Raw genomic sequence first — 21,790 nt, 5'->3', positions numbered from 1 at the left:
GAGCAAGGGTGCCTGAGCGATGTCGCCTGCGATCACGTCGTTCATGTGGTTCGTCGCGATCATCGCGATGATCCCGGTGGCCCTGTGGCTGCTCAAGCGCACGCCGATGGGCGGTGCCGGCGGGCTGGGGGTGATGCGCAGCGTGGCTGCGCTGCCGCTGTCGTCGAACCAGCGCCTTGTCACTGTCGAGGTGGGGCAGGGCGACGAGCGCCGCTGGCTGGTGCTGGGCGTCACGGCGCAGAACATCACGGTGCTGCACAACATGGCGCCGCAGAGCGAAGCGGCGCCGCCGCAGATGCCGGCGGTGCATCCCGCCTTTGCGCAAATCTTGTCGCGTTTCCGTCGTGACCAGGGGTCGACCGGTGAACGCTGAGCATTTGTTTTCTTCGGCCCGCGTGCGCCGCATCGGCACGATCGCTGCCTTGACGGTGTTGTCGGCCGTTCCTGCAGCGGCTTTAGCGCAGGCTGCGCCAAGCGGTGGTGCCGCGCTGCCGCTGCTGGTGGGGCAGGGGGCGGGCGGCACGAGCTACTCGGTGCCGATCCAGACGCTGCTGTTCTTCACCGCGCTGTCGTTCCTGCCGGCGGTGCTGCTGATGATGACGGGCTTCACCCGCATCGTGATCGTGCTGAGCCTGCTGCGCCAGGCGATGGGCACGCAATCGGCGCCGCCGAACCAGGTGATCGTCGGGCTGAGCCTGTTCCTGACCTTCTTCGTGATGAGCCCGACGCTGGACAAGGTCTACGCCGATGCCTACCAGCCGTACTCCGAGAACAAGATCGCCTTCGACGAGGCGCTGAAGCGCGGCGAGGTGCCGATGCGCGCCTTCATGCTGAAGCAGACGCGCCAGGCCGACCTGATGCTGTTCTCGAAGCTCGCGAAGGTGGATGCCGCGGTGAAGGCCGCCGACGTGCCGTTCAAGGTGCTGGTGCCGGCCTTCGTGACGAGCGAGCTGAAGAGCGCGTTCCAGATCGGTTTCCTGATCTTCATCCCGTTCCTGGTGATCGACATGATCGTCGCGAGCGTGCTGATGAGCCTTGGGATGATGATGCTGAGCCCGGTGCTGGTGGCGCTGCCGTTCAAGCTGATGCTGTTCGTGCTGGCCGATGGCTGGAACCTGCTGCTCGGGTCGCTGGCGGCCAGCTTCTCGACCTGAACTCACTGAAGAGATTCCGATGGATTCCCAACAAGTCTTCACGCTGGGCCAGCAGGGCCTGTACCTGCTGCTGATGGTGTCGGCGCCGGTGCTGCTGGTGGTGCTGGGCGTGGGCCTGCTGGTCAGCATCTTCCAGGCGGCCACGCAGATCCACGAGCAGACGCTGTCGTTCGTGCCGAAGATCGTCGCGGCGGTGGCGGTGCTGATGTTCGCCGGGCCGTGGATGCTGACCACGCTGGTCGAGTACGTGCAGCGCACGCTGACCGCGATTCCGTCGGTGGTGGGTTGAAAGAAGYCGTTCGCCCTGAGCCTGTCGAAGGGTTGGTGCCGAAGAAATCATGCTCACCTTCACCGACGCCCAACTCGCCGCCTGGCTGACGCCGCTGCTGTGGCCGTTCATCCGCGTGCTGGCGCTGTTCAGCAGCGCGCCGCTGCTGTCGCAGAAGAACGTGCCGGTGCGGGTGCGGGTCGGCCTCGCGTTCCTGATCACGATCAGTGCGCAGGCCTCGCTGCCGGCGATGCCGGTGATCCCGCTCGATTCGCCGATGCTCTATGCGGTGGTGCTGCAGCAGGTGCTGATCGGCATCACGCTCGGCTTCTCGGCGCGCATCGTGTTCGCCGCGATCGAGTTCGCCGGCGAGCTGGTGGGGCTGCAGATGGGGCTGAACTTCGCCGGCTTCTTCGACCCGATGAGCGGTGCCGAGGGCAACGCGGTGGGCCGCTTCTTCGGCATCATCGTCGGCTGGCTGTTCATCATCATCAACGGCCACCTGCTGATGATCGCGGCGATGGTGCAGAGCTTCCAGGCCTTCCCGGTGACGGCCGAGCCGTTCAGCGCCCTGCACGTGCTGCAGCCGCAGCTGTGGGGCGCCGAGGTCTTCAAGCTCGGGCTGTGGATCGCGCTGCCGATGGTCACGATGCTGCTGTTCGTGAACCTGGTGATGGGCGTGATCTCGCGCATCGCCCAGCAGATGAACATCTTCGCGGTCGGTTTCCCGATCACGCTCGGCGTCGGCCTGGTGGGCGTGCTGCTGACGCTGCCGATGATGCAGGCGCCGTTCACGATGGCGCTGGAGCAGATGCTGAGTAGGTTTCAGTAGGCGAGTCTGGCGGGTGAGTTGTGGTCGATCGTCGGGGAAAGTTTCAGACGCGCCTGTCGGCATCGCAGCTGGAGACGCGTCATCGGGCCTGCTTTTCCTTGGCCTTCTCAATGATCTTCTCCAGGACGGCGGCGTACCGTTCCTGATCGTTTTGCGAGTTCACGAGCTCCTTCGCAAGTTTCTTGAAGGTCTTGGAGCGATGACCTTTGAGATAGTCGGCGATGGAGGCCAGGAGCTTGCCAGGCCGGGGGCGTTCTTTGGCGCGTGGGTGAAGAAGTCGACGTCTGAGGTCAGAAGGAGCTGGTTGTTTGCTCTTGTGACAATCATTTCCAGCGTCGTTGGCGGGGGGCCGACTCTGGCAGGGCTGCACAGACCGGTCTTGATCAGTGCCATTTCCATGGCAAGGATTTCCGTGATCAGCTCGGGTGGTAGATAAGGTTGCCCGGAAAGTTTCGTCATATGACACGCCTGCCAATAGAAGTAGGGGCCTTGTCCGGGCAAATGTTTTGCAAACGGAGTCGGAGTGACCGGAGCCAGTTGCTTCCGTTCTTTGACTGCGTCCCGCACGCACTGCCGCGCCGCTTCCCTATGTTCCTCGGTGACGTTGAACTCTATCCGGGGCAAGATCCCCATAGGGCGAACTCGATCGGAAAGCTTTTTGATGATTTGCATCGATGTCCTTCGGCAGGCAAGTTGGTGAGAAGACAGCTCTGTCACGCACGCTGCGTTTTGGTTCAACGAAGTTGATCTTCGGACGAGGGACCGTTTGTCCATAGCTAGCGCGAAGTGACAGGTCTTTTGCCTCTTCTTCTCGCTCAAGTTCACGGGCCACCCCGGAACAATCGCGGCAGCGCAATTCCGCCCCCGCCATGTCCGACCAAGACCGCAACCTGCCCGCCTCGCAGCGAAAGCTCGACAAGGCCCGATCCGAGGGCCAGGTCGCGCGTTCGCGCGATCTGTCGCACTTCGCGGCGATCGCGGTCGGCGGCGCGGCGCTGGTGGCCGCGGCGCCGCTGCTGTCGCGCTGGCTGAAGCAGCTGCTCGCCACCGGCCTGCAGTTCAACGCCACGATGGCGAAGAACCCCGAGGCGATGGGCGAGCGGCTGGCAGAGCTCACGAGCAAGCTGATCTGGGTCGTGCTGCCGATGGGCCTCCTGATGATGGTGGTCGGCATCGCCGTCGCGGTGGCGGCCGGCGGCTGGGTCTGGACGCTGAAGCCGCTCGCGCCCAAGTTCGACAAGTTCAACCCGATCACCGGCATCGGCAAGCTGTTCTCGAAGCAGCAGCTGATCGAGGCGATCAAGGGCGCGGTGCTGGCGCTGATCCTTGGCACGATCGGTGCGATGTACCTGCGCTCGCACGTCGAGATGTTCGCCGGTGCGCTGTCGATGCCGCTGCCGCAGGCGCTGTCGCACGTCGGCAGCACCATCGTCGGCGGCATGCTGCTGGTGCTGCTGGCGCTGGCCGTGTTCGCCGCCGTTGACGTGCCGCTGCAGCGCCAGTTGCACGCGATGCGGCTGAAGATGAGCCACCAGGAAATCAAGCAGGAGCACAAGGAAGTCGAAGGCAACATGGAGATCAAGGCCAAGATCCGCGCCCGCATGCGCGAGATGGCCAATCGCCGGATGCTGGCCGCCGTGCCCACTGCCGACCTGGTGGTGATGAACCCGACCCACTATGCCGTCGCGCTGAAGTACGACGAAGGCAAGATGGGCGCGCCGCGTGTCGTCGCGAAGGGTGCCGACCTGATGGCCATGCGCATCCGCGACACCGCGAAGAAATCGAAGGTGCCGGTGCTGCAGGCGCCGGTGCTGGCGCGTGCGTTGTACGCCCATGCCGAGGTCGACCGCGAGATCCCGGCGGCGCTGTTCGCTGCGGTCGCGCAGGTGCTCGCCTACGTGTACCAGCTGCGCGCCGCGCTCACCGGCCGCGTCGCGATGCCGGGTGCGCTGCCAGAACTGAACGTGCCGGCCGAGCTCGATCCGCACCACAAGCCCGGGCCCGCGGACGGGGAATGAATGTCAGGTTGACTCGGCTCTGCACGCCACACCATCATCGCCACCCCCCAACCGACGCAGCCATGCGCCACGAGAGGAGTTGCCATGAAGAGATCCCCTTCCATCCTGTTCGGCATGTTGTTGTTGGTCGCCGGCTGCGCCCAGCCGCCGGCATCGGCCCCGGTGAATGACAACGAGCTGCCGCTGCCTGCCGGCTACAAGGCCTGGCCCAAGTTCCTCTCCGCGGTGCAGCGGCCCGACGTCAAGCAGGTGCGCGAGATCTACATGAACCCCGGCGCGGCCAGCGCCACCGCCGCAGCCGGCTTCCCCGACGGCAGCGTGATGGTGATGGAGAACTACGCCGCCCAGGTGGCGCCGGACGGCAGCCTGAAGACCGGTGCCGACGGCAAGCTGGTGAAGGGTGACCTGCTGCGCGTGTTCGTCCACGCCAAGGGGGCCGGCTGGGGCCGGAGCGCGCCCGAGGCCCTGCGCAACGGCAACTGGGTCTACGCGAGCTACCTGCCGAATGGGCAGAAGAGCGGGGACGACACCGCCGCCTGCCGTGCCTGCCACCTGCCGCTGGCGGCGAAGGACTTCGTGCACCGCTACGACGAGCACTTCGCACAGCAGAAATAGCGCTGCCTTTGCCCTGCTGATCCGGCTCAAGTCCCGGCCGGGGTCCGGAACAATCCCGGGCATGAACGCATTGATGAAGCAACTGCAGGGCTGGCTCGGGCCGCACGCCAAGGCGATCAAGGCGCTGATGGCGCCGGTCTTCATCATCATGGTGCTGTCCATGATGGTGCTGCCGCTGCCGGCCTTCGCGCTCGACCTGCTGTTCACCTTCAACATCGCGATGGCGCTGATGGTGATGATGGTTGCCGCGTACATGGTGCGGCCGCTCGATTTCTCGGCCTTCCCGACCGTCATCCTGCTGACCACGCTGCTGCGGCTGTCGCTGAACATCGCCTCCACCCGCGTCGTGCTGCTGCAAGGCCACACCGGCCCGGGCGCGGCCGGCAAGGTGATCGAGTCGTTCGGCCATTTCCTGATCGGCGGCAACTTCGCGGTCGGCCTGATCGTGTTCGCGATCCTCGTCGTGATCAACTTCGTCGTGGTGACCAAGGGTGCCGAGCGCATCGCCGAGGTCGGCGCGCGCTTCACGCTGGATGCGATGCCCGGCAAGCAGATGGCGATCGATGCCGACCTGAACGCCGGCCTGATCGACGAGAAGGAGGCCAAGCGCCGCCGCCTCGAAGTGGGCAACGAGGCGGAGTTCTTCGGCTCGATGGATGGTGCCAGCAAGTTCGTGCGCGGCGACGCGATGGCCGGCCTGCTGATCCTGTTCATCAACATCATCGGCGGCTTCATCATCGGCGTGGCGCAGCACGACCTGTCGGCGTCGCAGGCGGCCGACAGCTACATCCTGCTGGCCATCGGCGATGCGCTGGTGGCCCAGGTGCCGGCGCTGCTGATCTCGGTGGCGGCGGCGATGGTGGTGTCGCGCGTCGGCAAGGAAGAAGACGTCGGCACGCAGGTCGCGAGCCAGGTCTTCAATTCGCCGCGCGTGCTGGGCATCACGGCCGGCGTGATCGGCCTGCTGGGCATCATCCCGGGCATGCCGCACCTGGTGTTCCTGCTGATCTCGGGCAGCATGGGCTATGCCGCCTGGTGGATGAACGAGCGCAACAAGCGCGTGAAGAACACCCCGCCGCCGGCCGCGCCGGTGGCCGAACCGAATGCCGAGGCCAGCTGGGACGACCTGCAGCCGGTCGACACGCTGGGCCTGGAAGTGGGCTACCGGCTGATCACGCTGGTCGACAAGAACCGCGAGGGCGACCTGCTGCAGCGCATCAAGGGCGTGCGGCGCAAGTTCGCGCAGGATGTCGGCTTCCTGCCGCCGCCGGTGCACATCCGCGACAACCTGGAACTCAAGCCCAGCATGTACCGGCTGACGCTGCGCGGCGCGGTGGTCGGCGAGGGCGAGGCCTTCCCGGGCATGCTGCTGGCGATCAACCCGGGCGGTGCCACCACCCAGCTGATCGGCACCCGAACCACCGACCCGGCGTTCGGGCTGCCGGCCGTGTGGATCGAGGAGCGCCAGCGCGAAGCGGCGCAGATGAACGGCTTCACGGTGGTGGACTGCTCCACCGTGGTGGCCACGCACCTGTCGCACCTGATGCAGCTGCACGCGGCCAAGCTGCTCGGCCGCGTCGAGACGCAGCAGCTGGTCGAGCACGTGACCAAGCTCGCACCGAAGCTGATGGAAGACGTGATCCCGAAGATGGTCGGCATCGCCAGCCTGCAGAAGGTGTTGCAGCTGCTGCTGGAAGAGGGCGTGCACATCCGCGACATGCGCTCGATCGTCGAGAGCCTGGCCGAGCATGCGGCGGTGGCGAGCGAGYCGGGCGAGCTGGCGCGGCGCATCCGCATCAGCCTGGCGCCGGCCATCGTGCAGCAGATCTACGGCCCGGTGAAGGAGCTCGAGGTGATCGCGCTGGAGCCGGAGCTGGAGCGCCTGGTGACGCAGGCGTTGAATTCGCCGCACGGCGCGGTGCTCGACCCCGGCGTTGCCGACACTCTGACGCGCAGCGCCGCCGCGTCGGCCAAGCGCCAGGAAGACCTCGGCCACCCGGCCTGCCTGCTGGTGCCGGACATGATCCGCGCGCCGATGGCCCGGCTGCTGAAGCGCGCCGCGCCGCGGCTGCGGGTGCTGGGGCACAGCGAGATTCCGGAGACGCACTCGATTCGCATCGGGTCGATCATCGGCGCCAACTGATCGCGTCTCCTTTGCTGTTGATTCGACAGCATTTGCTGTAGAATTGACAGCAAATGAGCGACGTCCTGACAGCCCTGTTCGGCAGCAAGACCAAGGCACGCATCCTCGAAGTGCTGTTGTCGAACCCGGACCAGGCCTATCACTTGCGCGGCCTGGCCCAGGCGGCCGGCACGGATTCGGGCAACACCAGCAAGCTGCTGCGTGTTCTGGTCGAGGGCGGGGTGGTGCGAGCGCTGCCTGAGAGTCCATCGACGCGGTATTCGATCAACCTCGATTCGCCGCTGACCGAGCCGCTTCGATCCTTGTTTGCCCGCGCCGGCTCGCTGATGGAGGATCTTCGTACCAGGGCGCAAACGCTGGCCGCCGCCTACATTGCGGTCTTCGGGTCGCAGGCAGCAGGAACGGCAGACGCACTCAGCGACGTGGACGTGCTGGTCGTCGGTGAGTTGAGTTCGGTGTCCGCCCAGGCAGCCTTCAAGTCGGTCGGCCGCCAGCATCACAAGAGCATCAATGTCGTGGTCGTGTCGCCTCCCGAACTGGCGCTCCAGCTGAGCGCGGGCAGTGCGTTCTGGGCTTCCGTTGCAGCGGGACCCCGGGTCGACCTGAAGGGAACGTGGTCCGACCACACAGCCTTGCTGTCGCGTTAGCACCGCGGAACAGGGGGTCTTTCCCCCCTCTCATCCCTCTCAAGTTTCCGCCCCACCCCGGAACAATGACGGCACGCATCCACCGCGTCCGTCCATGACCTCTGCCTTCCTGTCCACCGCCGTGCCCCCTCGGCACGAAACATCCCAAATGAAGGGATTTACGGTGGCTCATCCCCGGACCGCGGCCGGCTGCGCTCTCACACACTGGATGCCATTGCTTGCCACTGGTTCCTGCTCGATCTCCTGGAGCTCCCGATGAACGTCAAACGCTTCACCGCCCGCACTTCGCGCGACGCCCTGACCCTGGTCCGCCAGGCTTTCGGCGAAGACGCCGTCGTGCTCTCGACCAAGCCCTGCGCCGAAGGCGTCGAGGTGCTGGCCATGGCGCCGGAAAGCGTTCAACAGATCGAGCGCCTGTCGGCCGCCGGTCCGATCCCGCCGTCGCCCCCGGTCGCGAAGCGCGCCGCCGCACCGCGCGCCCAGCCCGCTCGCCCCGCACCGGCCCCGCAACCGGCCCCCGCCCCGGCGATGGAAGTCACCGACGACGTCGCCCGCCTGTCGATGAGCACGCTGTCGTTCCAGGATTACGTGCGTGAGCGCATGCTCAAGCGCCGCCAGGCCGCCATGCAGCAACAGCACGGCCGCGACAACGAACCCAGCTTCATGCCCGACGACGAGCTGCCGCTGCCGACCGCGCTCGAGCAGCGCCTGGCCGAACGGCAGGCGATGCACCCGGCGCCGGTGCAGCACGCGCCGATGCAGGCCGTCGGCGGCCGCAGCGCCACGCTGCGCGAGCCGCCGGTGCTGCGCGAAGAAATCCGCGTGCAGCAACAGCAGGCCGCCGCCGCTCAAGCGCAGGCTCAGGCCCACGCGCAGGCCTTGGCCGATGCACGTGCCCAGGCCCATGCCCAGCAACACACGCCCGCCCCGGTGCCCGCCGCACCGGTCGTCTCGCTCGCCGATGCACGCTCCACCGTCAACGCCTCGGCCCGCCGCGACCAGCAGGACATGATGAACGAGCTGCGCTCGATGAAGGGCCTGATCGAGGAGCGCTTCGGTGCCCTGGCCTTCATGGAGAAGCTGCAGCGCCAGCCCGCCCAGGCGATGCTGATCCAGAAGCTGCTCGACAGCGGCTTCTCGCCGGCGCTGATCCGCAAGCTGGCCGAGAGCCTGCCGAACGACGTCAGCGACGAGACCTCGTGGGCCGCCAACATCCTCGAGCGCAACCTGATCACCGGCGAGAACGACGCCGCGCTCGAAGACCAGGGCGGCGTCTACGCGCYGATCGGCTCCACCGGCGTCGGCAAGACGACCAGCGCCGCCAAGATCGCCGCCGCCTTCGCCACCAAGCACGGCGCCGCCAACCTCGGCCTGATCACGCTCGACGCCTACCGCGTAGGCGCCCACGAACAACTGCGCGCCTATGGCCGCATCCTCGGCGTGCCGGTGCACACCGCCCACGACCGCGCCTCGCTCGAAGACCTGCTGGAACTGCTGGCGGCCAAGAAGATGGTGCTGATCGACACCGCCGGCATGGCGCAGCGCGACAGCCGCACCCGCGAACTGCTCGACATGCTGGCCCACCGCTCGATCCAGAAGCTGCTGGTCGTCAACGCCGCCGCGCAGGGCGAGACCATCGAGGACGTGATGGTTTCGTACCGCGCCGCCGCCTGCAAGGGCATCGTGCTGTCCAAGCTCGACGAAGCCGTCAAGCTGGCCCCGGCGCTCGACGCGCTGATCCGCCACAAGCTGAAGGTGGTCGGCGTCGCCAACGGCCAGCGCGTCCCCGAAGACTGGCACCGCCTGTCGGCCCACGCGCTGGTGCATCGCGCGCTGCGCGCCAACACCGGCACCGCCTACCGCATGGATGCCGACGACGTGAACCTGATCTTCACGGCGCGCCAGCCGGCGCTGCGCACCCGCGGATCGCTGCACGCCTGATCGCTCGCCCGATCCCACAAGAACAGCCCCCTCGACTCGTCCTCAGCGCCCCATGCACGACGCCTACGACTCCTCGTTCCCGCAAGACCAGGCCCACGGCCTGCGCCAGCTGTTCGGCCAGACGCGCGTGCGTTTCGTGCCGGTGGTGGCCAACCCGAACATGGCGTTCGGCGGCGTGATGCTGGAGCGCCTGTGCACCGCCTTCGGCGAGCTGGGCGCGCATGTGCTGGTGATCGACGCCTCCGACCGCGCGCCGGCCCCGGCCGAGCTGACGGCCGTCGGCCTGACCGGCTGCGTCGAGGCGCTGTCGCACCAGGTGTCGTACCTGGCCGCGCGCGGCCTGCCGATCCGCTATGTGGACGCGCATGGCAGCACCGCGAACTTCCTGCATGCCGCCGCCGATGCCGCACCGCATGCCGACGTGGTGCTGGTGCATGCCACCGAAACCGACCTGTGCCGTTTGTTCATGCGCAGCGAGGCCCGCCCGCTGCTGCTGGCCGACGACCGCCCGAGCAGCGTGACCCACGCCTATGCCGCGATGAAGCTGCTGACGCAGCGCGCCGGCCTGATGGTGCACGACCTGCTGCTCGGCGCCGCCCCCCATTCGCCGCGCGCTGAACGCATCGCGCAGCAGATCGCCTCGTGTGCCGATGGCTTCCTGGGCGCCGTGCTGCGCGACTGGATGCACGTCGACCCGGCGTCCGATGTCAACGATCCGCCCACGCCGGCCCTGCGCCGCTGGGCCCGTGATGTGCTGCAGCCTGCCGCCTCTGTCGAAACCGCGTACGCCACCGCATTCCCGGCGTACCGCGATTTCCCGCAGCAGGCCCTGAACTGAATTTCCCCGGAGCTGACCCCATGTATACCGCCAAAGGCCAACTCGACGTCAACACGATGCTCAAGCAGTACAGCCCGCTGGTGCGCCGCCTCGCGCACCAGATGATCGCGAAGCTGCCTGCCAACGTCGAGATCGACGACCTGATCCAGGTCGGCATGATCGGCCTGACGGACGCGCTGAGCCGCTTCGACGCAGCCCAGGGCGTGCAGTTCGAGACCTTCGCGACGCAGCGCATCCGCGGCGCGATGCTCGACGAGCTGCGCGGCAACGACTACCTGTCGCGCGGCACGCGCAAGCAGCAGCGCACCATCGAATCGGCGGTGCACAAGCTCGAGCAGAAGCTCGGCCGCGCGCCCGCCGAGAGCGAGATCGCCCGCGAGATGGGCGTCACGCTGCCCGAATACCAGGAACTGCTTGGCAAGGTGCGCGGCACCCAGCTGGTTTACCTGGAGGACATGTCGGGCGACGATGGCGACAATGACTACCTCGACCGGCACGTCGCCGACGAAGGGGTCAACCCGCTCGCGCAGCTGCAGGACCAGCGCATGCGCCAGGCCCTGGTCGACGGCATCAAGACGCTGCCGGAGCGCGAGCAGTACGTGATGAGCATGTACTACGAGCACGACATGAACCTGAAGGAAATCGCGGCCGTGCTGAAGGTGACCGAATCGCGTGTCTGCCAGCTGCACAGCCAGTCCATCGCCCGCTTGCGCGTCAAGCTGCGCGAGTGGTGAACAGAGAAATCGAGACGACATGTTTGCAATGTTCCGCAAGGGCCGCGAGCTGCAGCCGGTCGAGCCCGTGGTGAGCGCCATGAGCGCGGCCGCCGAGCCCGACCTGCGCGCCGCGGTGCAGTCGATCGGCAAGCAGGCGTCCAGCGTCGGCCGCGACGCCGCCGAGGTGCGCGGCCTGCTCGACGACGCGAGCAAGGTGTCGGCGCGCCAGGCGCAGGCCGTGCTCGCGCTGGCCGGCCAGCTCGGTGAAGTGACACGGGCGCAGCAGGCGATCGGCGACGTGACGGCCGGCAGCCTCGAGGCCGTCGGACGAGCGCGCGACGCGGTCGAGGCGGTCGGCACCGAGGTGTCGGGCATCGTCGACACGCTGCGCGAGGTGGCCGCGGCCGCCAGCGAGATCACGCAGATCGCGCTGCAGACGCGGCTGGTGGCATTCAACGCCTCGGTCGAGGCCAAGCGCGCCGGCGAGGCCGGTCGCGGCTTCGGCGTGGTGGCCGATGCGGTGAAGGACCTGGCCTCGAAGGTCGAGGGGTCGTCGAAGGCGATCATGAGCACCGTGGGCGTGCTCGACACCCGCATCGAGGCCTTGTCGCGCGAGATCCAGGTCAAGCCGGGCGAAGTCCGGCAGGGCGGGTTCCACAAGGCGCTGGCCGATGTCGAGGCCGGTGTCGCGAGCATCACCGCCGCGGCCACGCAAAGCCGCGAGATCTGCGGCGGCGTCAACGTGCAGATGGGGGCGATGCAGTCGGAGATCCAGCAGACCACCGCCGCGCTCGACAGCGCGATGCGCCGCAGCGAGGCCTTCCTGAAGGTCTCGGAGCACCTGATCGAGCTGGTCGCCGAATGCGGCATCGAGACCGAGGACACGCCGTTCATCCAGGCCGCGATGGAAGCGGCCGCGCAGATCGGCAAGCTGCTCGAGGATTCGCTGCGCACCAAGACCATTTCGCCGGCAGCCCTGTTCGACGAGAACTACCGGCCGCTGCCGGGCACGAACCCGGCGCAGCACGCCACGCAGTTCATCGAGCTGGCCGACCGGCTGTTCCCGCAGGTGCAGGAGCGCGTGCTGACGCTGAGCCCGAAGGTGGTGTTCTGCATCGCGGTCGACCGCAACGGCTACGTGGCGACGCACAACAAGAAGTACTGCAACCCGCAGCGCGGCGACCTGGCCTGGGACACGGCCAACAGCCGCTACCGCCGCATCTTCAACGACCGCACCGGGCTCGCTTCGGCGCGCAACCAGCGCCCGTTCCTGCTGCAGACCTACCGCCGCGACATGGGCGGTGGCCAGTTCGTGCTGCTGAAGGAAGCCGCCGCACCGATCACGGTGCAGGGCCGGCACTGGGGCGGCATGCGGCTCGCGTTCAACTTCTGACGCCGGGGCCGGGGTGATCTGGCCGCTGCCCGCGCTGCTGGCCTGGGCTGCGGCCTGGGGGCTCTTCTTCGGATTGCAGCGTGCTGCCGTGCCGCTCGGCATCGCGCTGCTGCTGGCCACCGCGCTCGGCGGCGTGCTGGCGCTGCTGCCGATCGTGGCTGGTACGCGCTGGCGGCGCGTCTTCGTGGCACTCGGCTTTCCCCTCTCGCTGCTGGCCTCCGGCCTCGCCGGTGCGCTGCCTGCCTGGGCCTGGCTGCTGCCGATGGGCGCGCTGCTGGCCCTCTATCCCGTCCATGCCTGGCGCGATGCGCCGGTGTTCCCGACGCCGCGCGGTGCATTGCGCGGCCTGCCGTCGCTCATGCCGCTGCCGGACGGCGCACGCGTGCTCGACGCCGGCTGCGGGCTGGGCGACGGTCTGCGCGAGTTGCACGTGGCGTATCCGGGGGCGGTGCTCGACGGCATCGAGTGGAGCTGGCCGGTGCGGCTGCTGTGCGGGCTGCGTTGTCGGCTGCAGCGCATCCCGGCGCGCGTGACGCGTGGCGACATCTGGCAGGCCGACTGGTCGGCGTACGACGGGGTCTACCTGTTCCAGCGGCCGGAGAGCATGCCGCGCGCGGTCGCGAAGGCGCGGCAGGAGCTGCGCGCCGGCGCATGGATGGCAAGTCTGGAATTCGAGGCGCAGGAACTGCGCCCGGTGGCTCGGCACCTCTGCCCGGATGGCCGGCCGGTGTGGCTTTATAGAGCGCCGTTCAGGCCGCGCTGATCAAGCAACGCCCCAGGATCCGGCTTTGCCGGGCCGAGGGGTGGCGCCCCTTGGGGGCAGGAGCGAAGCGACTGGGGGGCTCCATTCAAGCTTGAATGGAGCCGCGGCTGCCGCGTTCGGCGGGGCCGATCGCCGAGTAGACCGCCGCCGGCCGCTCGCGCGGCATCAGCACGTCGATCGCGCGATCGAGTGCGGCGGTGGCGCGCGCCAGCGATTCGCGCTGTGCCGCCACCAGGCCGCCGGCCAGCGCCAGGCGCTCGCGCAACGGGGTCGGCACCGGGCCGCTGCGGGCGGCGCGGGAGAAGTGGTCGACCGCACGCGCCAGCGAGCGGTGCAGTTCGGTCGCGTGCAGGTCGATCGCCGCGCTGTCGCGCGTGCGCAGTGCCTCGCCCAGCGAGGCGAGTTGCGTCTCGACCGCGCCGAGGGTCGCCTCGAGTTCGGGCGAGGTTTCGTACGCGGGAATCACCGGCTGCTGCATGACGATCAATGACCCAGGACTTCGCGGGCGTTGGAAATCAACTTGTCGGCGATGGCTTCCGGGTTGACCTTGAACGAGCCGTTCTCGATCGCGTCGGAGATGCGCTTGACCTTGTCGGCGTCGAAGTCGGCGCTGGCCGAACTCGTGCCGGTCAGCGACGAGGCCGCGCTCGACAGCGAGACGGTGGTGCTGGCTTCGGGTGCCGCGGCGCCGACGGCCTGGGTGGCCTGCTCGGCGGGCTTGGCGGCAGCCCCTTGTTTCTGCGTGGCGCCACCGACCGCCTGGGTCGGCGCGGCTGCTTCTGCTTGATGGCCGATCTTGATGCTCATGAAGGACTCCTTGGGTCGGGACAGAGGCCCCGGCCTTTCAACATGCACGGTGTATCGGCCCGCCCGGTGGCGACTTGAGGGGTTTCACCCGAATTGTTGTGCCTGGAACAGTTTTTCACAATGCGAGTTCCAACTGGTGTTCCGCCACCGCGACGCCGGTCACGAGACGGCCGCTTTCGGTGCGCACGCGCGCCGGCTGGCCCTCGATGCCGGCGGTCAGCGCCTCGCCCGAGCCGGCCACCGCGTAGCCGTCACCGACGGCCCGGATGCGCACGGTGTCGCCCGGGGCAAACCATTGCCGGGCCTTCAAGGTGGCCTGGCGCACGCCCTGGCCGGCCGCGACCGACCGGGCCAGCGTGCGCCCGACGAGGGCTGCGGCATCCGTCAGCGCCGGGCTGGCGTCCTCGGCGAGGTCGACCTCGGCCTCGCGGACGTCGGCGGCCGCCAGCACCTGGCCGGCCGGCATCGCCTGGGCCATCACCAGCGCCCGGCCCCAGACCTTCACGGTCACCGGCAGATACACATTCCACGGCGTCRCACCCTGGGTGCAGCGCAGCCCGACCCGGGTCTTGCCCCACAGCCGGGTGTTCGGTGTCAGATAAGCCAGGACTTGCTGGCAGGGGGCGAGGCGCAGCCGGGCGTCCAGCGGACCGGCGACGACCTCGACGCGGCCCGGCAGCGTGTTGCTGCCCAGCTGGGCCTGCACGAAGGAGAGCGCCTGCTGCTCGAGCGGCGACGCAGCCGCGGACGGCTGTGCTGCTGAAGCAGCGCAGGCTGTCGCGACAACGACGAAGGCAACAAGGGCAGGGGTTGGGTTCACGCCTCGACTGTAGGAGGGGTGCGCGCCGGGCAAGGCACCGAAATGGCGGACAAACCGGCCGCTATTCCCGCTTATGTTTCAGGAGGCGCTGCCCACAATCCTTTCACATCGCCCATGGCCTCGGCACCGACCGACGCCGCGGACCGAAAGGACACGCCGCCATGCTGAACAATCTGACCAATTCGCTCGACTTCCAGGGCCAGGCGCTTGCGCTGCGCTCGGAGCGCCAGCGTCTGATCGCCGGCAACATCGCGAATGCCGACACGCCGGGCTACGTGGCCCGCGACATGGATTTCGCCCAGGCGCTGCGCGAAGCCACCGGCAGCCAGCAGGGCGCGGCGGTGCCGAAGACCACGCAGGCCGGCCACATCGGCATCGAGAGCGGCCTGACCGGCGCGCGCGCCGAATCGAACCTGCTGTACGCGACCGCCAGCCAGACCAACCTCGACCGCAACACGGTCGACATGGACCGCGAGCGCGCCAACTTCGCCGACAACTCGGTGCACTACGAAGCGACGCTTCGCTTCATCAACGCCAACGTGCGCACGATGCTCGAAGCGATCAAGGGGCAATGATGAGCATGTTCCAGATCTTCAACGTCTCCGGCAGCGCGGTCAGCGCGCAGTCGCAGCGCCTGAACGTGGTCGCGTCCAACCTCGCGAACGTCGACACCGTCGCCGGGCCCGATGGCCAGGCCTACAAGGCGCGGCAGGTCACGTTCCAGACCGAAATGATGGGCCAGATCGGCCAGGCCGGTGCCGCCGCGTCGGCCGGCGTCAAGGTGAGCACGATCTCCGAGGACCAGACCCCCGGCCGCAAGGTGCACGACCCGAAGCACCCGCAGGCCGATGCCGAGGGCTATGTCACCTACAGCAACGTGAACGCGGTCGAGGAGATGGTCAACATGATCTCGGCCTCGCGCTCGTACCAGAACAACGTCGAGGTGATGAACACCGCGAAGACGCTCCTGATGAAGACGCTGCAGATGGGCCAGTGAGCCCTTCAACCTCACTGAACCGGAAAGCACCCCATGGCCGTCGACACCGTCACCAACAACTACGCCGCGCTGAACACGAAGTCGTCCAGCGACAGCAGCGCCACCACCGCGGCCGAGAGCTCGGAGCGCTTCCTGAAGCTGCTGGTCGCGCAGATGCAGAACCAGGATCCGCTGAACCCGATGGACAACGCGCAGGTCACCAGCCAGATCGCGCAGATCAACACCGTCAGCGGCATCGAGAAGCTCAACGGCACGGTGGGCGGCCTGTCGACCCAGTTCCTGCAGATGCAGGCGGTGCAGGGCGCCTCGCTGGTCGGCCGCGAGGTGATCGTGCCGGGCAACAAGATGGACATCGCCGACAAGGTCGGCACGGGCGGCTTCCAGATCGACGCCGCCGCCGACAACGTGAAGGTCGAGATCCAGAACGCCGCCGGCCAGACGCTGCAGACGCTGAACCTCGGCGCGCAGAGCAGCGGGATGAACACCTTCGAGTGGGACGCCGGTGCCTACGACAACACCAGCGGCATCACCTTCAAGGTCACGGCCATGAGCGGGGCCACCGCCCTCAAGAGCACCGCACTGATGCGTGACAAGGTCAACGCGATCAGCACGGCCAACAACACCCTGGTGCTGGACCTCGAGAAGGCCGGCGGCGTCACCTACGACCAGGTCAAGGCATTCAACTAAGGACACCACCATGGGCTTCCAGCAAGGTCTCTCCGGTCTGAACGCTTCGAGCAAGAACCTCGAAGTCATCGGCAACAACGTCGCCAACGCCAACACCTTCGGCGCCAAGGCCTCGCGCGCCGAGTTCGGCGACATGTACGCCGCCGCGATGAACGGCTCGGGTGCCAACAACATCGGCATCGGCGTGAACCTGGCGGCGGTGACGCAGCAGTTCACGCAGGGCAGCATCACCACCACCGAGAGCTCGCTCGACGTCGCGATCAACGGCTCGGGCTTCTTCCAGTTGAACGACAACGGCACCACGGTGTACTCGCGCAACGGCCAGTTCCAGGTCAACAAGGACGGCTACATCGTCAGCAACGGCGGGCTCAAGCTGATGGGCTACAAGGCCGACGGCACCGGCACCATCCAGCCCGGCCAGGCCGTGCCGCTGCAGCTGCCCACCGCCGGCATCGACCCCGCCGCGACGAAGAACATCACGCTCGAGATGAACCTCGATTCGCGTGCCGCCACCACGCTGCCGGCGACCACGCCGCAGATCAACCTGTCGGACGCGAAGACCTACAACAACGCCACCTCGCTGACCGTCTACGACGCGAAGGGCCAGGATGTCGCGCTGACCTACTACTTCCAGAAGGCCGGCACCGACCAGTGGAACGTCTACGTGACGGCCAACGGCACCTCGCTGGCGGTCGACGGCGCCGGCGACCCGGCCCCGGTGACGACGATGCAGTTCCCGACCAACGGCGGCAACCCGACCGCGCCGGCCGGGGCCATCACGCTGGACATCCCGGCGACGACCAACGCCGCCGGCGCCGAGACGCTGGCGATCACCGGCGTGCAGCTCGACCTGACGAGCGCGACGCAGTACGGCGCCGGCTTCGGCGTGACCGACCTGAAGCAGGACGGCTACGCGCCGGGCCAGCTGTCGGGCCTGTCGATCGAGGACAACGGCATCGTGATGGCGACGTATTCGAACGGCCAGTCCAAGCCGGCCGGCCAGATGGAGCTCGCGAACTTCCGCAACACGCAGGGCCTGAAGCCGCTGGGCGGCAACAACTGGTCGCGCAGCTACGAGTCGGGCGATCCCATCCTGGGCGTTCCATCGGAAGGCAACATGGGCGTGCTGCAGTCGGGCGCGCTCGAGGAGTCGAACGTCGACCTGACCGCCGAGCTCGTCAACATGATGACCGCGCAGCGCACCTACCAGGCCAACGCGCAGACCATCAAGACGCAGGACCAGGTGTTGCAGACGCTGGTCAACCTGCGCTGATCGACTGAGGCATAGATAGCGATGTCATTCAACGTGCAGCCGGCCGAGCGCCGGGCCGCTCCCAAGCCGGCCGGCATCCCCTCGGGGGATCGGCGGTTGTACCCAACCGACGAGGGGTCGTCATGGACCGCATGATCTACCTGTCGATGTCAGGGGCGAAGGCCATGATGCAACGGCAGGACACGCTGTCGCACAACCTCGCGAACGCGTCGACGCCGGGCTTCAAGTCCGAGCTGGCGGCGTTCCGCGCGGTGCCGGTGCTCGGCAGCGGCGCCAGCACCCGCGTCTATGCGCTCGAGACCACGCCCGGCTACGACGCGACGCCCGGCCCGGTCACCGCGACCGGCCGCAACCTCGATGTCGCGGTGAAGGGCAACAGCTGGCTGTCGGTGCAGGCGCTCGACGGCACCGAGGGGTACACCCGCGGCGGCTCGCTCGACATCACCGCCGACGGCACGCTGACCACGCGCAGCGGCCTGCCGATCCTCGGCGACGGCGGCCCGATCCAGGTGCCGGCCAACAGCGAGATCTCGATCGGCACCGACGGCACCGTCAGCGCCAAGGGCACCAACGGCAAGATCACTCCGGTCGGCAAGCTGAAGCTGGTGACCGCGACCGACGAGACGCCGCTCGAACGCGGCACCGACGGCCTGTTCCGCGCCGCCACCGGCGACCTGCAGGCCGACCCGAATGCCCGCGTGCAGGACGGCGCGCTCGAAGGCTCGAACGTGAGCCCGATCGAGACCATGGTGTCGATGATCGCCGCGGCGCGCCAGTTCGAATCGCAGATGAAGATGCTGCAGACCGCGGAGGGCGACGAGAAGGCCGCCGCGCAGCTGCTGTCGCTGAATTGATCCGCAACGGAACCTGAAGGAACACCACCATGTTGAATTCTTTGTGGACTGCCAAGTCCGGCATGGAGGCCCAGCAGGCCCAGCTGGACGCCATCTCGCACAACCTCGCCAACTCGGCCACCAACGGCTACAAGAAGTCGCACGTGGTGTTCGAGGACCTGATGTACCAGAACCTGCGCCAGGCCGGCTCCAACAGCAGCGAGCAGACCACGCTGCCCACCGGCTACCAGGTGGGCCTGGGCACGCGCGCGGTCGCGACCTCGCGCAGCTTCAGCCAGGGCAACCTGCAGCAGAGCGGCAACACGCTGGACGTGGCGGTGCGCGGCAGCGGCTTCTTCGAGGTCCAGATGCCCGACGGCACCAACGCGTACACCCGCGACGGCTCGTTCCAGGTCGACTCGACCGGCAAGCTGGTGACGAACAACGGCTACACCGTGCAGCCCGGCATCACGATCCCGGCCAATGCGCAGAGCGTGAGCATCGGCAACGACGGCACCGTCACCGTCACGGTGCCCGGCCAGACCGCGCCGCAGACGGTGGGCCAGCTGCAGCTGACGAACTTCATCAACCCGGCCGGCCTCGAGCCCAAGGGCCAGAACCTGTTCACCGAGACCGCGGCCTCGGGCACGCCCAGCGCCGGCACGCCGGGACTGAACGGGCTGGGCCTGGTGCAGCAGGGCTTCGTCGAGACCTCGAACGTCAACCCGGTCGAGGAACTGGTCGCGATGATCCAGACGCAGCGCGCCTACGAGCTGAACTCGAAGGCGATCACCACCTCCGACCAGATGCTGCAGAAGCTCAGCCAACTCTGAACATCGCCATGAAACGACTCGCTCTTCTGGCCGCGCCGGCCCTGCTCGCCGGCTGCAGCACGCTCTATCCGCTGCCCAAGGTCGACGTGGCCGAGCCGACGCGCGCGCGGCCCGAGGCGATCGCGGCCCCGTCGGTGAACAACGGCTCGATCTTCCAGTCGGGCCAGTACCGGCCGCTGTTCGAGGACTACCGCGCCCGGCTCGTCGGCGACACGCTGACGGTGCAGATCGTGGAAAAAGTCTCGGCCAGCCAGAAGAGCACCAGCACCATCGACAAGAGCGGCTCGGTCGCCGCCGGCGTCAGCGCGCTGCCGCTGGTGAACCCGAATGCGCTGCTGCGCTCCAGCGCGGCCGGCAATTCGGCGAACACCTTCGCCGGCAAGGGCAGCACCGAGAACACCAACGACTTCTCCGGCATCATCACCGCGACCGTGACGGAAGTCCTGTCCAACGGCCACCTGGTGGTGGCCGGCGAGAAGCAGATCGGCGTGAACCAGAACGTCGACGTGCTGCGTTTCTCGGGCCAGGTCGACCCGCGGGCGATCCAGCCGGGCAACAGCGTCGCGTCGGCGCAGATCGCCAACGTGCGCATCGAGCACCGCGGCCGTGGCGCCCAGGCCGATGCGAATGGAATAGGCTGGCTCGGGCGGTTCTTTTTGAACGTTCTGCCCATTTAAGTTTCCGCAGAATCGGTTTCATCCTTTGAGGATGAAGCCGCCATGCAAACCACCACTGAAAAACTCCTGCGACTGCTGATCAGCCTGACGGTCGTCGCGGCCAGCGCGGCGCTGTGGTGGCCGCTGTCCTCGCAGGCAGCCCGCATCAAGGAAGTCGCCGCCGTCCAGGGCGTGCGTGCCAACCAGCTGGTCGGCTACGGGCTGGTCGTCGGCCTCGACGGCACCGGCGACCAGACCACCTCCACCCCCTTCACGCAGCAGAGCCTGAACGCGCTGCTGCAGCAGATGGGCGTCACCGTGCCGCCGGGCACCACGATGCAGGTCAAGAACGTCGCCGCGGTGATGGTGACGGCGCAGCTGCCGGCCTTCGCGCAGCCGGGCCAGACGATCGACATCAACGTCTCGTCGATGGGCAACGCCAAGTCGCTGCGCGGCGGCACGCTGATCGCGACGCCGCTGAAGGGCGCCGACGGCCAGATCTACGCGCTCGCGCAGGGCAACCTGATCGTCGGCGGTGCCGGCGCCTCGGCGGCCGGCTCCAAGGTGCAGATCAACCACCTGAGCGCCGGCCGCGTGCCCGAGGGCGCGACGGTCGAACGCGCGGTGGCCACGCCGCTGAACCAGGGCGAGTTCCTGCAGCTGGACCTGAACGCCAGCGATTTCAGCACCGCGCGCGAAGTGGCGCGCACGATCAACGCGAAGATGGGCGCCGACACCGCGCACGCGATCGACGGCCGCGTCGTGCGCGTGCGCATGCCGGCCTCGCCGGACGCCCGGGTGGGCTTCCTGGCCGACATCGAGAACCTGCCGGTGGAGCTGGCCGCGCCGTCCGCCAAGGTGGTGATCAACGCGCGCACCGGCTCGGTCGTGATGAACCAGACCGTCACGCTCAGCGCCTGCGCGGTCGCGCACGGCAACCTGTCGGTGACGATCAGCACGACGCCGGTGATCAGCCAGCCGTCGCCGCTGTCCAGCGGCGGCACGACGGTCGCGAAGGAAAAGGCCGACATCACGATCAAGCAGGAGGCCGGCGCGCTGATCCAGCTGCCGGCGAGCGCGAAGCTGGCCGACGTGGTGAAGGCGCTGAGCGCGCTCGGCGCGACGCCGATGGACCTGCTGGCGATCCTGCAGGCGATGAAGAGCGCCGGTGCCCTCAATGCAGAACTCGAGGTGATCTGATGGCGATCAACCTGCCTCTTTCCGGCCTGCAGGGCCAGCGCCTGGCGAGCGACACCCAGGGCGTCGACGGGCTGCGCCATGCGGCCTCGAAGGACCCGAAGGCCGCGATCCAGGAGACAGCGAAGCAGTTCGAAGGCATCTTCATGCAGCAGCTGATGAAGAGCATGCGGCAGGCGACGCTGAGCTCGGGGATGCTCGAGAACTCCGGCACGCAGATGGGCACCGAGCTGCTGGACACGCAGTTCGCGCAATCGCTGAGCGGCCGCCCGGGCGGGCTGTCGGAGATGATCGCCAAGCACCTGGAGCGCCAGCTCGGCGAGCCGCTGGCCAACATGGCGAAGGACAGCGCGTCGGCG

The 21,790-nt window shown here is 67.9% G+C and carries 26 protein-coding genes; 22 read left to right on the top strand and 4 right to left on the bottom strand.

The window, feature by feature from the left end; translation table 11 throughout:
* The first annotated feature begins 19 nt into the window (after positions 1 to 19).
* The 4 genes from AC1D12_RS04400 to fliR are packed head-to-tail and all read left to right on the top strand — an operon-like array spanning position 20 to position 2,254.
* Complete coding sequence (locus tag AC1D12_RS04400) at positions 20 to 373, top strand: FliO/MopB family protein (protein ID WP_047500487.1); 354 nt, start codon at positions 20 to 22, stop codon at positions 371 to 373.
* Between the two features lie 22 nt (positions 374 to 395).
* Complete coding sequence (gene fliP / locus AC1D12_RS04395; RefSeq protein WP_477826692.1) at positions 396 to 1,154, top strand: flagellar type III secretion system pore protein FliP; 759 nt, start codon at positions 396 to 398, stop codon at positions 1,152 to 1,154.
* Between the two features lie 19 nt (positions 1,155 to 1,173).
* A complete protein-coding gene (fliQ, locus tag AC1D12_RS04390; RefSeq protein ID WP_047500495.1) occupies positions 1,174 to 1,443 on the top strand; it encodes a flagellar biosynthesis protein FliQ in 270 nt (89 codons plus the stop codon).
* 49 nt (positions 1,444 to 1,492) lie between these two features.
* The gene (gene fliR, locus AC1D12_RS04385; protein WP_465111050.1) at positions 1,493 to 2,254 is read left to right on the top strand and encodes a flagellar biosynthetic protein FliR; all 762 of its coding nucleotides are present in this window, start codon (positions 1,493 to 1,495) and stop codon (positions 2,252 to 2,254) included.
* Positions 2,255 to 2,413: 159 nt separating this feature from the next.
* On the opposite strand, the gene AC1D12_RS04380 is transcribed toward fliR, so the two are convergent.
* Positions 2,414 to 2,926, bottom strand: a complete 513-nt coding sequence (locus AC1D12_RS04380) for a hypothetical protein (RefSeq protein ID WP_477826691.1) — start codon at positions 2,924 to 2,926, stop codon at positions 2,414 to 2,416.
* 197 nt (positions 2,927 to 3,123) lie between these two features.
* On the opposite strand from AC1D12_RS04380, the gene flhB reads away from it, so the two are divergent.
* From flhB to AC1D12_RS04335, 9 genes are all read left to right on the top strand, one after another.
* Positions 3,124 to 4,272, top strand: a complete 1,149-nt coding sequence (gene flhB, locus AC1D12_RS04375; RefSeq protein WP_477839036.1) for a flagellar biosynthesis protein FlhB — start codon at positions 3,124 to 3,126, stop codon at positions 4,270 to 4,272.
* Between the two features lie 84 nt (positions 4,273 to 4,356).
* Positions 4,357 to 4,887: a cytochrome P460 family protein gene (locus AC1D12_RS04370; RefSeq protein WP_477839034.1), complete on the top strand. Its 531-nt coding sequence runs from the start codon at positions 4,357 to 4,359 to the stop codon at positions 4,885 to 4,887.
* A gap of 61 nt (positions 4,888 to 4,948) precedes the next feature.
* Positions 4,949 to 7,030 (top strand): flagellar biosynthesis protein FlhA, encoded by a 2,082-nt coding sequence (flhA, locus tag AC1D12_RS04365; RefSeq protein WP_477839032.1) that lies wholly within the window; start codon positions 4,949 to 4,951, stop codon positions 7,028 to 7,030.
* A gap of 53 nt (positions 7,031 to 7,083) precedes the next feature.
* Positions 7,084 to 7,677, top strand: a complete 594-nt coding sequence (locus AC1D12_RS04360) for a nucleotidyltransferase domain-containing protein (RefSeq protein ID WP_477827772.1) — start codon at positions 7,084 to 7,086, stop codon at positions 7,675 to 7,677.
* Between the two features lie 255 nt (positions 7,678 to 7,932).
* The gene (gene flhF, locus AC1D12_RS04355; RefSeq protein WP_477839031.1) at positions 7,933 to 9,618 is read left to right on the top strand and encodes a flagellar biosynthesis GTPase FlhF; all 1,686 of its coding nucleotides are present in this window, start codon (positions 7,933 to 7,935) and stop codon (positions 9,616 to 9,618) included.
* Positions 9,619 to 9,670: 52 nt separating this feature from the next.
* Complete coding sequence (locus tag AC1D12_RS04350) at positions 9,671 to 10,456, top strand: hypothetical protein (RefSeq protein WP_047500510.1); 786 nt, start codon at positions 9,671 to 9,673, stop codon at positions 10,454 to 10,456.
* A 20-nt stretch (positions 10,457 to 10,476) separates the two neighbouring features.
* Positions 10,477 to 11,190 (top strand): RNA polymerase sigma factor FliA, encoded by a 714-nt coding sequence (locus tag AC1D12_RS04345; protein ID WP_047500511.1) that lies wholly within the window; start codon positions 10,477 to 10,479, stop codon positions 11,188 to 11,190.
* A 19-nt stretch (positions 11,191 to 11,209) separates the two neighbouring features.
* Complete coding sequence (locus AC1D12_RS04340; protein WP_477827643.1) at positions 11,210 to 12,565, top strand: methyl-accepting chemotaxis protein; 1,356 nt, start codon at positions 11,210 to 11,212, stop codon at positions 12,563 to 12,565.
* Between the two features lie 13 nt (positions 12,566 to 12,578).
* Positions 12,579 to 13,328 carry a class I SAM-dependent methyltransferase gene (locus AC1D12_RS04335; protein WP_477827642.1) on the top strand — a complete coding sequence of 250 codons (750 nt, stop codon included), beginning with the start codon at positions 12,579 to 12,581 and terminating at the stop codon, positions 13,326 to 13,328.
* An 85-nt stretch (positions 13,329 to 13,413) separates the two neighbouring features.
* Here AC1D12_RS04335 and AC1D12_RS04330 read toward each other — a convergent pair whose 3' ends face one another.
* The 3 genes from AC1D12_RS04330 to flgA form a co-directional block, all read right to left on the bottom strand.
* The gene (locus AC1D12_RS04330) at positions 13,414 to 13,806 is read right to left on the bottom strand and encodes a hypothetical protein (RefSeq protein WP_156154638.1); all 393 of its coding nucleotides are present in this window, start codon (positions 13,804 to 13,806) and stop codon (positions 13,414 to 13,416) included.
* Positions 13,807 to 13,811: 5 nt separating this feature from the next.
* Positions 13,812 to 14,135, bottom strand: a complete 324-nt coding sequence (flgM, locus tag AC1D12_RS04325; RefSeq protein ID WP_052211238.1) for a flagellar biosynthesis anti-sigma factor FlgM — start codon at positions 14,133 to 14,135, stop codon at positions 13,812 to 13,814.
* Between the two features lie 115 nt (positions 14,136 to 14,250).
* Positions 14,251 to 14,955, bottom strand: a complete 705-nt coding sequence (flgA, locus tag AC1D12_RS04320) for a flagellar basal body P-ring formation chaperone FlgA (RefSeq protein ID WP_477839028.1) — start codon at positions 14,953 to 14,955, stop codon at positions 14,251 to 14,253.
* A 161-nt stretch (positions 14,956 to 15,116) separates the two neighbouring features.
* Here flgA and flgB point away from each other — a divergent pair, with 161 nt between their 5' ends.
* From flgB to AC1D12_RS04275, 9 genes are all read left to right on the top strand, one after another.
* On the top strand, positions 15,117 to 15,530 hold the full coding sequence (gene flgB / locus AC1D12_RS04315; RefSeq protein WP_047500519.1) for a flagellar basal body rod protein FlgB: 414 nt from the start codon (positions 15,117 to 15,119) through the stop codon (positions 15,528 to 15,530).
* Positions 15,530 to 15,952, top strand: a complete 423-nt coding sequence (gene flgC, locus AC1D12_RS04310) for a flagellar basal body rod protein FlgC (protein WP_465111059.1) — start codon at positions 15,530 to 15,532, stop codon at positions 15,950 to 15,952. The genes flgB and flgC overlap by 1 nt, the downstream gene beginning before the upstream one ends.
* A gap of 33 nt (positions 15,953 to 15,985) precedes the next feature.
* Positions 15,986 to 16,639 (top strand): flagellar hook assembly protein FlgD, encoded by a 654-nt coding sequence (locus tag AC1D12_RS04305; protein WP_477839026.1) that lies wholly within the window; start codon positions 15,986 to 15,988, stop codon positions 16,637 to 16,639.
* Positions 16,640 to 16,649: 10 nt separating this feature from the next.
* Positions 16,650 to 17,912 carry a flagellar hook protein FlgE gene (gene flgE / locus AC1D12_RS04300; protein WP_047500526.1) on the top strand — a complete coding sequence of 421 codons (1,263 nt, stop codon included), beginning with the start codon at positions 16,650 to 16,652 and terminating at the stop codon, positions 17,910 to 17,912.
* Positions 17,913 to 18,034: 122 nt separating this feature from the next.
* Positions 18,035 to 18,766 carry a flagellar basal-body rod protein FlgF gene (gene flgF, locus AC1D12_RS04295; protein ID WP_047500528.1) on the top strand — a complete coding sequence of 244 codons (732 nt, stop codon included), beginning with the start codon at positions 18,035 to 18,037 and terminating at the stop codon, positions 18,764 to 18,766.
* A gap of 29 nt (positions 18,767 to 18,795) precedes the next feature.
* Positions 18,796 to 19,578, top strand: a complete 783-nt coding sequence (flgG, locus tag AC1D12_RS04290) for a flagellar basal-body rod protein FlgG (protein ID WP_047500529.1) — start codon at positions 18,796 to 18,798, stop codon at positions 19,576 to 19,578.
* Positions 19,579 to 19,586: 8 nt separating this feature from the next.
* Complete coding sequence (locus tag AC1D12_RS04285) at positions 19,587 to 20,255, top strand: flagellar basal body L-ring protein FlgH (RefSeq protein WP_047500531.1); 669 nt, start codon at positions 19,587 to 19,589, stop codon at positions 20,253 to 20,255.
* Between the two features lie 42 nt (positions 20,256 to 20,297).
* The gene (locus tag AC1D12_RS04280; RefSeq protein ID WP_047500533.1) at positions 20,298 to 21,434 is read left to right on the top strand and encodes a flagellar basal body P-ring protein FlgI; all 1,137 of its coding nucleotides are present in this window, start codon (positions 20,298 to 20,300) and stop codon (positions 21,432 to 21,434) included.
* A partial coding sequence (locus tag AC1D12_RS04275) for a rod-binding protein (protein WP_477839023.1) occupies positions 21,434 to 21,790 on the top strand: 357 nt, incomplete at its 3' end. The genes AC1D12_RS04280 and AC1D12_RS04275, both read left to right, overlap by 1 nt.

Source organism: Rhizobacter sp. P1_G5, from assembly GCF_056405435.1.
The sequence above is the reverse complement of the archived record's forward strand: the minus strand, read 5'-3'. Positions and strand labels throughout refer to the sequence as shown.